This window comes from Nostoc sp. CmiVER01 (assembly GCF_034531135.2).
In the GTDB taxonomy this organism is placed as follows: domain Bacteria; phylum Cyanobacteriota; class Cyanobacteriia; order Cyanobacteriales; family Nostocaceae; genus Nostoc.
The window spans coordinates 324,683-338,328 of the sequence record NZ_JAVRBU020000008.1 but is presented as its reverse complement, the minus strand read 5'-3'; the positions used below and the strand labels follow the sequence as shown (position 1 = coordinate 338,328).

Annotated in this window: 6 protein-coding genes and 1 CRISPR repeat array (1 of these 7 cut by a window edge); of the genes, 2 read left to right on the top strand and 4 right to left on the bottom strand. The window is 39.3% G+C overall.

Annotation, left to right across the window (positions count from 1 at the left end):
• Positions 1 to 431: 431 nt before the first annotated feature.
• The gene (locus RMZ43_RS16010) at positions 432 to 3,203 is read left to right on the top strand and encodes a DUF3536 domain-containing protein (RefSeq protein WP_322652328.1); all 2,772 of its coding nucleotides are present in this window, start codon (positions 432 to 434) and stop codon (positions 3,201 to 3,203) included.
• Positions 3,204 to 3,487: 284 nt separating this feature from the next.
• Here the strand turns inward: RMZ43_RS16010 and RMZ43_RS16005 are convergent, their stop codons facing one another.
• From RMZ43_RS16005 to RMZ43_RS15990, 4 genes are all read right to left on the bottom strand, one after another.
• Positions 3,488 to 3,733, bottom strand: a complete 246-nt coding sequence (locus RMZ43_RS16005) for a hypothetical protein (protein ID WP_322652327.1) — start codon at positions 3,731 to 3,733, stop codon at positions 3,488 to 3,490.
• A gap of 36 nt (positions 3,734 to 3,769) precedes the next feature.
• Positions 3,770 to 4,015 (bottom strand): HNH endonuclease, encoded by a 246-nt coding sequence (locus RMZ43_RS16000; RefSeq protein ID WP_322650138.1) that lies wholly within the window; start codon positions 4,013 to 4,015, stop codon positions 3,770 to 3,772.
• Between the two features lie 7 nt (positions 4,016 to 4,022).
• A complete protein-coding gene (locus tag RMZ43_RS15995; protein ID WP_322652326.1) occupies positions 4,023 to 5,120 on the bottom strand; it encodes a Gfo/Idh/MocA family protein in 1,098 nt (365 codons plus the stop codon).
• Positions 5,121 to 5,237: 117 nt separating this feature from the next.
• Positions 5,238 to 5,705 (bottom strand): DUF4870 domain-containing protein, encoded by a 468-nt coding sequence (locus RMZ43_RS15990; RefSeq protein WP_322652325.1) that lies wholly within the window; start codon positions 5,703 to 5,705, stop codon positions 5,238 to 5,240.
• Positions 5,706 to 6,017: 312 nt separating this feature from the next.
• On the opposite strand from RMZ43_RS15990, the gene RMZ43_RS15985 reads away from it, so the two are divergent.
• Positions 6,018 to 7,526 (top strand): BamA/TamA family outer membrane protein, encoded by a 1,509-nt coding sequence (locus RMZ43_RS15985; protein ID WP_322652324.1) that lies wholly within the window; start codon positions 6,018 to 6,020, stop codon positions 7,524 to 7,526.
• A gap of 309 nt (positions 7,527 to 7,835) precedes the next feature.
• A CRISPR array of direct repeats spans positions 7,836 to 13,646; the repeat unit is 37 nt; unit sequence ATTGCAATTCATCAAAATCCCTATTAGGGATTGAAAC (it continues 7,091 nt past the right edge of the window).

Here is a 13,646-nt window from a genome sequence, read left to right as displayed (position 1 = left end):
TCATAGGATACTCTCAACCACCTGTAGAGCAATTCAGAAATTGTACTGTTTTCAGTTCATTGCGCTGTATGTAAAATAAGATTGCGATATAATGAGTTTTTGTAATATTTTGTTGCAAAACTATGAATTTGAGCCAAGATTTTACATCAAAAATGGGGTTTAATTATTAAAAGACAATTAAAATTTTAATTGACTCCCAACAAGAGAAAACCCCTAACTGAGGCTTTGTTCAATGGCTAATTACTTTAAGCCTTCAGGGAAAGGGCTGTGCGATAACGCAGATTTCCCACTACAATAAAACAGCTTTGTCAAAATTTAGTCGGATTCCATAGTTGTTATTTATACCGGATTTTGTGTTCAAACTATTGTAGAAAGGTTTACGCACAATGTTCTCGGTACAACTGTAAGTTTTTTGTTTTGGATAAATATACATGACTTCTGCTGCCCAAATGCCAGCTAGCTCTGGCTCAACGTTAACATTACATTCAGATCCCAATAACACTAAAGAAACCGATCCCTTGAGAAAGGCTAATGGTGTTTATGTGACGGTGCATGGTCATTTTTACCAGCCACCAAGGGAAAACCCTTATCTGGACGCAATTGAACGCCAACCGAGCGCTGCACCTTTCCATGACTGGAATGAGCGGATTCATTGGGAATGCTATCGTCCGAACGCCTTTGCCAGAGTCTTAAATGACCAAGGCGAAGTAGTGGGGATCGTCAACAATTATGAGTATTTCAGTTTTAATATTGGGGCAACGCTGATGTCGTGGCTAGAACGCTACGATGTGGAGGTTTATCAGCGTATTTTAGAGGCGGATGCCAAGAGTAGCGATCGCTTGCATGGTCACGGGAATGCGATCGCGCAAGTATACAATCACATCATCATGCCTCTGGCGAATGAACGCGACAAATATACCCAAATTCGCTGGGGTAAAGAAGACTTCCGCTCCCGCTTTGGTCGCGATCCCGAAGGCATGTGGCTAGCAGAAACTGCTGTAGACTACGCCACCCTAGAAGCTCTTGTTGCTGAGGGTATTCGTTTCATTATCCTTGCACCGTCTCAAGCACTGCGTTGCCGTCCCCTCCCGACTCCAGAACGTCCCCATCCTGAATGGATTGAAGTAGGCGGTAGTCAGATTGATTCCACCCGTCCCTATCGTTGTTATTTGAAGCCCACACTAGACACTTCATCTTCACCTCTGAGTGCGATCAAAGAAGGGAGTAGGGAATTGGGAGTAGGGAATGAGGATAGTAACCACTCCCCACTCCCTAGTAGAGACGCGATTAATCGCGTCTCTACCCCTTACATTGATATCTTCTTCTACGATGGCCCGATATCGCGGGACATGGGTTTTAGTGATGTGGTTTATAATTCCAGTCACTTTGCCGGACGTATTGGTTCGGCGGTGCGTGGGGATCATCGTCTGGCCCAGTTAATCTCGGTGGCAACAGATGGGGAAACCTTCGGACACCACAAAAAGGGAACTGAGAAAACTTTAGCCTACGCCTTTACTAAAGAGTTTCCTCAACAAGGTTGGACGGTAACGAACTTTGCCCACTACCTGAGCTTAAATTCTCCTAGTTGGGAAGTGGAATTAAAGTCAGTCACAGCTTGGAGTTGCGCCCACGGTGTCGGCAGATGGGAGGATGATTGTGGTTGCGGTGGAGAAGGCTCAGTTTGGCATCAGAAATGGCGTCGTCCCTTACGAGATTCGCTAAATTGGCTGCGAGATCAACTAACTGAGGTGTATACAGAACATGGTAGACAGTTATTTCGCGATCCCTGGCTAGCACGGGATGAATATATCCAAGTAATGCGCGATCGCTCTGCTACCAATGTCAATCGTTTCCTCGCCCGTCATCAAACCCATAAACTAACAGCAGCAGAACAAGTAGACGCTTTGCGCTTGTTAGAAATGCAGCGTCACGCTTTGTTAATGTTCACTAGTTGCGGTTGGTTTTTTGAAGAAATTTCCCGTCCAGAAGGGACACAAATTCTGCGCTATGCCGCCCGTGCTTTGGAATTGGCAGGGGAAGTGGCAGGTGTGCAGTTGGAAAAAGGCTTCGTCAAACGTCTTGGTTTAGCCCCCAGTAATGTAGATCAGTTCAAACACGGTGCGGAAATTTATCGTCAACTTGTGTTAACTGCCCAACTTGGCTTTAAGCAAGTTGCAGCCCATTACGCCATTACTTCCCTATTTACCAATCAGAAACCAGCAGAGGCGCACAATTCTTTATCTAGAAAAGATGCTACTGATAAACAGCCTCAGCGTTACCAGAAGCGGGTTTATTGCTATGCTGCCAATGAGCTAGATTACCAGATGCAACGGATGGGATCGCTAACTCTAGCTGTAGGAAATTTAAAGCTGGTATCAGAGATTACTTGGGAAAGTGAACACTTGGTATTTGCGGTTCTGCATTTGGGAGGCTGGGATTTCCACTGCGGCATTCAGCAATTTACCGGACGGCGTAACTACAGCCAATTAAAAGAAAAGCTGTTTGGGGCGCTAAAACAAGCTAGCGCGGCTCATACTATTTTGGCAATGACACAGCTATTTGGCGAAGAGGCTTTCAACTTACAGAATCTATTTGCTGAAGAACGCCACCGGATTATGGGGCTACTTACTGAGGAAACACTGGCACGTTTAGGACAGTTGTATACCCAAGCGTACCGTGATAATTATGGTGTGCTGATGGCGTTTCATCGAGATGAAATAGCAGTACCGCAAGAATTACAGGTTGCAGCAGATATTGCTTTAGGGCATCGTTGTTTGATGACATTACGATCGCTTGAGCAAGATATCGCTGATCCCCAAAAGAGTTGGAGTCACATCTTAGAATTAGAGGCGATCGCTACTGAAGCAAAACATCTGCGTTGTCGGCTGAATATTCCCGACGGTAAACGGATGTTAGAACAGTTAATTGCGCGATCGCTTTGGCAATTATTGCACGATGCCAATGATAGTTTTAATGCAGATATCCAACTGTTGGAACGATTGATTGATGTTGGGGATCAACTAAATATTCATGTCTCCCTACAGCGATCGCAGGAACTATACTTTAGTTGTCTGCACAGTCAGATAGCGCCGGTGTGTATCACTCCCCTTGGTAATGAAGCAGATAATCAGTGTCTTCAGTTGCTCAAGTTGGGTAAAAAGTTAGCTGTTGATGTCAGCATGATCTCAAGCCAGTTGGGATAGATGTAGGAGCACTACAGTGGTGCATTAGTATCAACTTAAACTAAAAATGCTTGTCCCACATACGTTTTACCCCCCTTAATCCCCCCTTAGAAAGGGGGGAAACAAGAAAATCCGTTCCCTCCCCTTTATAAGGACATCCTCTCGCTTTTATAATTTAACGAGTTTTGGGGGAAACAAGAAAATCCGTTCCCTCCCCTTATAAAGGGGAGGGTTAGGGTGGGGTAAAATCTTGGTTAATCAGATAATAAACTCTGTTTTACTTCAGAATTCCTTTGTAACTTCCTTTACTTCATCTGAGAGCGATCGCAATGGTAGGGATAAAGCCACTCACACCTGAAGAGTCCGTGGGTATGTTTCTCAAAAAAGGTTCCTGCATGGCGGCTACGTGATATATTGATCCCAGCTTTAGTTTTAACCTCATATAACCAAGGAAAGGCTACTACTAAAACAGCTATGACAGTAAAAAGGTAGAGAATCGTAGTTCTAATGTTGAGGAATCTTAGGGAATTGCTATTGTGATTTCGTGGCATATGTAATCATAAACTAATAGCCCATCCGATCCTAACCTAAAGCTCAAAATATCGCTGGAAGCGAGGATCAATGTTGTCTGTTTTCTGCTGATTGCAAGTTAAACAAAGGGTTTGTAAATTGCTGATATCATGTTGACCACCACGGGCAAGGGGAATGATATGGTCGATACTAAGGTTAGTTTCTATAGTAGTTTTACCACAGCTTTGGCATTGGTATTTATCACGTTGAAAAACGTATTTCTTGACTTCTGGCGGGATAGGAATACGGGGAGTTTTGCTCATTTTATTTTTAGTTGCTAAGAAATTCTTCCAAGCTTGGTACATTTATCCAACTTGCATTTTGATGCGATTCATGAGACAAATCCATCAATAACTGAGAATAAATTCCTTCTCGCAACGATGGGATAATTTCCTTATTGCGGTCAATTCCTTGCACCCATTGGTCTACTACGCGGATAAATGCTGAAATGCGCCCATCAGCATAATTTTTCGGAAAAGTTAATCGATTTGGTATTTCTATTTCTGTTAGGGGTTTACCTGGGCGGGAACCCCAAACACGAAAACCATGTATATAATCTTTTTGATTTTCACTACCCACAATTAATGTACCGCGATCGCCATATACTTCTATCCAATGAGTTCTTGGTGCATGAACCACTGCACTGATAGAAAGTTGGCAAGGTGTACCATCTGCTAATTCCAGTGTTAATATACAGTTGTCATCTGTATTCACTGGCTTTGATTCCCCACTAACAGGGTCAACTCGTGTAAGAATAGCAGTAGTTAAATGGGCGTTTAATCTACGGACTGGCCCGAATAACCAGTGAATATAATCGAAAGCGTGGGAACCCAAAGATCCCAATGCACCGCCTCCTTTCTCCTTCTGGGAATACCAATTCCAAGGACGTGAAGTATCAGCACGAGAAGAACCTAACCAATCAATTTTAATTAAGCGTAACTTACCCACATAATCTTCTGACAATAATTCAGCAAACAACTGCCATCCTGGTACAAAGCGAAATTCAAAATCTACAGCTGCAATAACGCTTTTCTCTTTAGCTAATTGATAAAGTTCTTTAGCCTCAACTACATTTAAAGTTATCGGTTTTTCTAATAATAAATGTTTGCCAGCTTGCAATACAGTTTTTGCCATTTCATAGTGCAAAAATGGCGGCGTAGAGATGCTAACTGCTTGCACTTCTGGCAATGCCACAATATCTGTAAGTGAATTAGAGGCGTGGGGAACATTATAAGATTCTGCTATAGCTTTAGCTTTATTTATATCTCGGTGATAAACAGCAACTACCTCAGTCTGAGGATGCGCTTGGAATCCAGGGATGTGGACTTTTTGACCAAATCCAGTGCCTGCGATCGCAATCCCAATCATATTATTATTTACTCCTCTAATTATCCAATTTAATTAACAAAATTATTTCATCTATCATAATCTAAAATATTTCTTTGAAAATTGTAGATATTAAATAAAATAGGTTTAATCATGGTTTTATCGTAAAACTCTAATTGTCAAAGGGTAACGATAATGTTCACCATTGTAAGCTTTGATAGAGGCAAAACTCACTACAAACGATTGTAGTACAAGTTTAAATGAAATTAATGATATAAGTATAAGTAATAAATTATCTAAAGTATCTTTTATTTTATCACTTGAAGCATTGGTAGTTACTGCAATACTAAAGCTAGTAAATAATATAACTAAGGATATACCAATAACAAATAAAGTAGATAATGTTAAAGAAATTTGAAAATTTATAGATTCTTTACCTTGGAAATCAATCCAGGGACATTGTGTTTTTTTTAATCTCCAAATTATCAAGGGAGCTAAAAGATTTAAAGGTAAATATAATGGAATACCAATAAATACTAAAAACACCAATAATATCCACCCTAATAAGGCTGATAAATGACACCAGGTTGCCCAGATACGCATTTTTTGTTTAGGTTTTTCTCTCATGGCTTGTTATTTATCAGTGGATTTAGCAAATGATAATTATTTATAAAAAACTAAATAAGAGCTTAAAACCTGAGTATTTCTTTGTCATAGAATTTGGTAAAAGGTTCTATTTTCTAAACTATACCTTTTTCTGACAGCAGCGCAACCTCTAGACCTTTGGGGACTTTTTCAAGAGCGATGGCGGACAGTTTATACTAAGTACTGGCGCAAACAACGGGATTTTGGGATACCCAATAGCAAAGTTCATATGGAACTTACGCATAATACATCCGCTAGAGGTGGTAAACTTAATAACACTAACGAATTTTCAATATGCGAGTTCAAATAACTGTAATTGCAATCGCAGTAATGTTAGTGGGTGGGAAAAATCCAGAGGCTCTTGCAGACTCGCAATCTTGTACTCAGGATGGATCTAGTGTTATTGTTACCCCAGAAGCTCCGAACCGTATAGGAAATTATGCCAAATATGGTGATTACATAGGAGCGACTTCAGGAGATAACCAAACCCTTGAATTTTCCCAAAAAGTTATCAAAGACATCCAAATTCGTTTTGTTAATGGCATAGGCGAATTGTTTGATGATAAAGGTCAGCCAATCAAAGGGCGAACTCAGACAGATTTTATCATTGGTTTGCTGAGACTCAAACCTGGTCAGGTATTCCGTGAAGATTTACTTCAAGCAGACTTACAACGATTGAGGAGATTAGAGTCATTTAATCAAGTCAATGTTGAGCGAGAAGAAGATGCTTCTAGCGTTAATATCATCTATAAAATCAAAGAGCGTAGTTTCCCTTCTATAATCTTAGGAGGCGGAAGTAACGGTGATGTTGGCCTATACGGACGGGTGGGTTACAGAGATGCAAATATTAGCGGTCTTAACGATAAATTAGATACAACTGTGCAGTTCAGCAGTAAAGATATCCAGTTTGATGGTCAATTCACTAGTCCTTATCGTCTTGGAGAACCAAACCGCTTAGGCTATAGCATTAGAGGTTTTCGTAGTCGAAATATATCAGGAACCTTCAACGAAGATATCAGATTGTCCAACGGCGACAAAGTGCGAGAGGGAAGATTTGGCGGTTCTGTAGCACTTTTAAGAGCTTTTGATGAGTGGGATACATCAGTCGCTCTCAACTATACCCGGATTAGCCTACGCGATCGCGAATATAACGTTGTACAGGTCGATAGATTAGGAAGTCCCCTATCTGTGAGCGGTACTGGCATTGATGATCTATTTACAGTATCATTTGCTGTATCAAGAGATCAACGCGATCGCCGAGATAATCCGACTCAAGGATCAATCCTCACCCTCAGCGCAGAACAAGCGATTCCCATTGGACTGGGTAATATTTCCAGCAACCGCCTACAGGGAGACTATATTCAGTATTTACCAGTCAGTTGGATAGGAAATGGTAGACTAACCGACAATCCAGAAATGTTGGCAATTAATTTACAAATTGGTACGACTATTGGAGACTTTCCACCAGCTGATGCCTTTAATATTGGTGGGCTAGATTCTGTCAGAGGTTATGGTTATGGTAAAGTTGCCAGTGGTCGCAGTTATGGTTTAGCTTCTGTTGAATATCGTTTTCCAATTTTACAGTCAATCGGAGGAGTTCTCTTTACTGACCTCGCCTCTGATTTCGGGTCTAGCGAAACCGTATTAGGAGAACCAGGAGTGCTGCGAAACAAACCTGGAAGTGGCTTTGGTTACGGCTTAGGATTGCGCTTCAAGTCATCCTTTGGGTTAATTCGAGGCGACTTAGGAATTAGCGACCAAGGAGAAGTTAGATTTGAAGTTACTACAGGTCAGAAATTTTAACTCAAGGCGAAACCCACGCAGTATTGCATCCGGTGTTGTTATTCTCAATTTAAACAATGCGCGGAAGGGTAGGTGTACAAATTCCTCAGCTCCAAAAAAGTGCTTCTATCCCAACTCCAATAAGGCTTTCAAACCATTAGTAGCCTAATCCTCATCCGCGCAACCTCTGAAATGCTTATCAATACACAATTTCAGCCTTTAAACTTTCCTAATACTCTTTCCAAACAAATTCTCTAATGCTATGATTGCTTTTAACTCGCGCAACCGCACCTTGAAAACTAAATATACCTTGGGTTTCCGGCTCCCGCTATTGCAATTCATCAAAATCCCTATTAGGGATTGAAACGTTGCCAGAGCAGGGGATGACTTCCATGTGCGTTCCGGCAATTGCAATTCATCAAAATCCCTATTAGGGATTGAAACGAATCAGTAGTTTCTGAGCTAAGAAACCAAGCCATATTGCAATTCATCAAAATCCCTATTAGGGATTGAAACAAGAAGCGAGTACTACACTGCTCACCTGCGTTCGTAAGAATTGCAATTCATCAAAATCCCTATTAGGGATTGAAACCCCTTCGTACCGCGAGAACAAGGAATGCCACTGTGATTGCAATTCATCAAAATCCCTATTAGGGATTGAAACGCATCGAAATTGATGCTGCTTCTAAGAATAGTTCCATTGCAATTCATCAAAATCCCTATTAGGGATTGAAACATCCGAGCAAGCTAATGACAGCAACGCGGCTGCATTGCAATTCATCAAAATCCCTATTAGGGATTGAAACTGAGAAGATTCGGCAAGATTCGAGGAAATCCAAGAGGAATTGCAATTCATCAAAATCCCTATTAGGGATTGAAACGGGAAATTCAAATGAGAAGTGCAGCTATTGATAGTAAAACTGGTAATTGCAATTCATCAAAATCCCTATTAGGGATTGAAACCCCAGATTACCATTTGGGGTAAGACCGAACAAATCATTGCAATTCATCAAAATCCCTATTAGGGATTGAAACCGTTGGACAACCTCAATTGAGCATAGAAGGCGTGATTGCAATTCATCAAAATCCCTATTAGGGATTGAAACACTTTTGTCGGTTGGATATCCGTACATAACTTCTTTGAATTGCAATTCATCAAAATCCCTATTAGGGATTGAAACAACAGCCACGCTCCCATTAACTGCCCTCCCTACCATAATTGCAATTCATCAAAATCCCTATTAGGGATTGAAACACATACAGCCTGCATCGCTTGTGCCGTCGTCGCTATAATATTGCAATTCATCAAAATCCCTATTAGGGATTGAAACAGCTATTTTTTCCCTGTAAATCTGAAAGTCTAAAATTGCAATTCATCAAAATCCCTATTAGGGATTGAAACAATAATCTTAGCTGCTTATCAACCTGCTCTTCAAATTATTGCAATTCATCAAAATCCCTATTAGGGATTGAAACCTAACCCAGACTCAGGATCGATAATCCGTAACTCAGATTGCAATTCATCAAAATCCCTATTAGGGATTGAAACCAATTGCAAGAAACCAGACGAGCTTTTTATGCTGGAGATTGCAATTCATCAAAATCCCTATTAGGGATTGAAACACCTAATTCAAAAGCCCCATAATTGGGGCTTTTATTTAAAATTGCAATTCATCAAAATCCCTATTAGGGATTGAAACCCGCCACCACCACTTACAGAACCACCATCGCCAGTATTGCAATTCATCAAAATCCCTATTAGGGATTGAAACAGAAAGATTACGCAGTTTCCATTGAGCCTGAGAATTGCAATTCATCAAAATCCCTATTAGGGATTGAAACAAGTGCGCTAGATTGTTGAGTTTTAAGGCGTTGGATTGCAATTCATCAAAATCCCTATTAGGGATTGAAACAAACAGAACCAGGGTTTGACATAGAGGCGATCGCTAATTGCAATTCATCAAAATCCCTATTAGGGATTGAAACGAGCAATCTGTTGGGCGATCGCACCGGTTGCAGAAAAATTGCAATTCATCAAAATCCCTATTAGGGATTGAAACCTGTTGGGGGGATGGCTGCGGGTGCTATTGCAGATTATTGCAATTCATCAAAATCCCTATTAGGGATTGAAACAGATTCCAGAAGAGTTAAACAAGCTCATTCGCACTGATTGCAATTCATCAAAATCCCTATTAGGGATTGAAACATTTATAATAAAGCTATTGAGGATTTACTTAGAGATAATTGCAATTCATCAAAATCCCTATTAGGGATTGAAACGTTTAATTTGTCTTTCTAAAAGCTCACTTATTTCTTATTGCAATTCATCAAAATCCCTATTAGGGATTGAAACGCAGCAGCAATTGCTTGGCGGTAGAGACATCACATTGCAATTCATCAAAATCCCTATTAGGGATTGAAACAAGTACGGTAGTAGTACCAACGTCGATTGTGGCAATTGCAATTCATCAAAATCCCTATTAGGGATTGAAACATTAACACTACTTTGAATTGTTGAGAGTTCTTGCATTGCAATTCATCAAAATCCCTATTAGGGATTGAAACGTAATCCTTCTTCCCAATTATTGATAAAAGCTTTTAATTGCAATTCATCAAAATCCCTATTAGGGATTGAAACATAGTGGCTGACGTGTGCCTCGATTGTGGGTGAATTGCAATTCATCAAAATCCCTATTAGGGATTGAAACGGGAATCACAACATTTTCACCAGGCATTACAGGAGGAATTGCAATTCATCAAAATCCCTATTAGGGATTGAAACCAAAAGGACTAAAATCATCTGGGAGAGTCATTGTTAATCATTGCAATTCATCAAAATCCCTATTAGGGATTGAAACAGCAGTTCCAGCGTTCAATAATTCCCAGATATCATTAATTGCAATTCATCAAAATCCCTATTAGGGATTGAAACTTTTAAGATTATCAACCTCCCTTTCACCCATAGCTTCACGTATTGCAATTCATCAAAATCCCTATTAGGGATTGAAACGATCTAAGCCTAGTTGTAGATACAAAATTTTAGTGCAGATTGCAATTCATCAAAATCCCTATTAGGGATTGAAACAGAACCTGTGCAAGCAGGATATTAAGTCCGTGAGATTGCAATTCATCAAAATCCCTATTAGGGATTGAAACATGAAAGAGTCGATTCGATTAACTGCCCCAATTTAATTGCAATTCATCAAAATCCCTATTAGGGATTGAAACAGATTTATAGCACTCAAACAACATATTCTCTATAATTGCAATTCATCAAAATCCCTATTAGGGATTGAAACCTCAGAATATACCCGAAAAATAATGTTGTCAAAATTGCAATTCATCAAAATCCCTATTAGGGATTGAAACTGCACTTATTTATAGCTGGATGTGATAATAAGTTGAATTGCAATTCATCAAAATCCCTATTAGGGATTGAAACCAGAAATAAATTAGATAATTACCTCAATTCATTAAAATTGCAATTCATCAAAATCCCTATTAGGGATTGAAACAGATAATGGAGATTACAGCACCAGATTAGACGTAAATTGCAATTCATCAAAATCCCTATTAGGGATTGAAACTCTAACATTTGAGTGAAGCCCCTTTCTCTGTGGATGCTCCCAATTGCAATTCATCAAAATCCCTATTAGGGATTGAAACTTACCAGTGCCGCGTGTACCTGCAAAAAGATATGCAGATTGCAATTCATCAAAATCCCTATTAGGGATTGAAACAATTTCTATAGGCTTCTCAGGTTCAATAGCAACATTGCAATTCATCAAAATCCCTATTAGGGATTGAAACAAATATCCCATTTGGATATCCTATTTAATTCGCTGCTTAGTATTGCAATTCATCAAAATCCCTATTAGGGATTGAAACTTTTAGAATCCCAAAACCAACCCAAACGATTTAATTGCAATTCATCAAAATCCCTATTAGGGATTGAAACGCCGCAAAAACCGAAGCTGCCGCAACTACTAGCCGATTGCAATTCATCAAAATCCCTATTAGGGATTGAAACCCACTACTAGTAGAAGATACATAGGTGGGAGTTAGAGATTGCAATTCATCAAAATCCCTATTAGGGATTGAAACCCAAGAAAAAAGCGATGCCCATACCAAAAGCGATCATTGCAATTCATCAAAATCCCTATTAGGGATTGAAACTCATCGCTTGATGCTTACGAAATTAGCGATAGAGATTGCAATTCATCAAAATCCCTATTAGGGATTGAAACCATGCAGAAACTACAGTTACGACTGACCCAACCATTGCAATTCATCAAAATCCCTATTAGGGATTGAAACTAACCACCACTCAAACCACTCTGGATTGTTGCTTGAAATTGCAATTCATCAAAATCCCTATTAGGGATTGAAACCCACTCTTCCGCTTGATGCATTCGTAAGGTCAAATTGCAATTCATCAAAATCCCTATTAGGGATTGAAACCTTAAACTACTTAAAAACAGTGAAGGAAGGGATTCAAGCAGATTGCAATTCATCAAAATCCCTATTAGGGATTGAAACCCTTTTGAATAAATGCCAACTCAGCTTCTAAATCAATTGCAATTCATCAAAATCCCTATTAGGGATTGAAACAATCCAAGAATTACCAACTCTGTACGGATAGGCTAATTGCAATTCATCAAAATCCCTATTAGGGATTGAAACAGACACAATTGATTTTGATGGGCAAGCGTTTGAATTGCAATTCATCAAAATCCCTATTAGGGATTGAAACCCGCATCAGTCGCTTGCAGCTTCTTGAGATCGCATTGCAATTCATCAAAATCCCTATTAGGGATTGAAACTTAATTTGCGTAATGCTTCAAATAACTGCTTTCCATTGCAATTCATCAAAATCCCTATTAGGGATTGAAACTTTTAAGACAAAGATACTTGTTCACCGGAGCATATTGCAATTCATCAAAATCCCTATTAGGGATTGAAACCCGCCTGAAGACCATAACACGGGGACTGGTGGCAGTGGTGAATTGCAATTCATCAAAATCCCTATTAGGGATTGAAACAGAATAAGTACTTATATTACTGGTACTATTGCAACATTGCAATTCATCAAAATCCCTATTAGGGATTGAAACGATTCTGCCGAAACTTTGGACGGTATTTTACAAAATTGCAATTCATCAAAATCCCTATTAGGGATTGAAACTTTCTATTTTTCTTGGCTAGATGATGATGGCTATAATTGCAATTCATCAAAATCCCTATTAGGGATTGAAACATGGGCAGTAAAGGTATTGTAGTTACTAAAAGTAGTAATTGCAATTCATCAAAATCCCTATTAGGGATTGAAACCTTCTTTAACGCGATCGCAAGCAATAGAAAGATGCAAGCGAGATTGCAATTCATCAAAATCCCTATTAGGGATTGAAACGGGAATGGATACAAATTAACTTATGCTACTAATAGTTATTGCAATTCATCAAAATCCCTATTAGGGATTGAAACATACTGAATAACAATATCACCTGGTTGAAGCTTAGATTGCAATTCATCAAAATCCCTATTAGGGATTGAAACGATACCAGAGAAGTTGTACATCTCACCATCCTTACCAGCAAAATTGCAATTCATCAAAATCCCTATTAGGGATTGAAACATAGTAATCATGCCACTCTACTTATCTAATTGAATTGCAATTCATCAAAATCCCTATTAGGGATTGAAACTTAAATCCTTCAGGAACTTCTACTACTTCAAATACATAGAATTGCAATTCATCAAAATCCCTATTAGGGATTGAAACATATTTAGTTAGTAGACTGAGGTAAAATATAGTTTTATTGCAATTCATCAAAATCCCTATTAGGGATTGAAACTGTATCGCCTGCCTCGTTTGGCGTGGCGCTTTATATTGCAATTCATCAAAATCCCTATTAGGGATTGAAACAAAATCCCCTTGTACTCGCCTAATGTGATAATCTTCATTGCAATTCATCAAAATCCCTATTAGGGATTGAAACCATTGGTAATTGGTTCACTACTAGCAACACTTGTGATTGCAATTCATCAAAATCCCTATTAGGGATTGAAACCGGTATGACAAATATAAAGCGTGGTTAGATTTATTGCAATTCATCAAAATCCCTATTAGGGATTGAAACT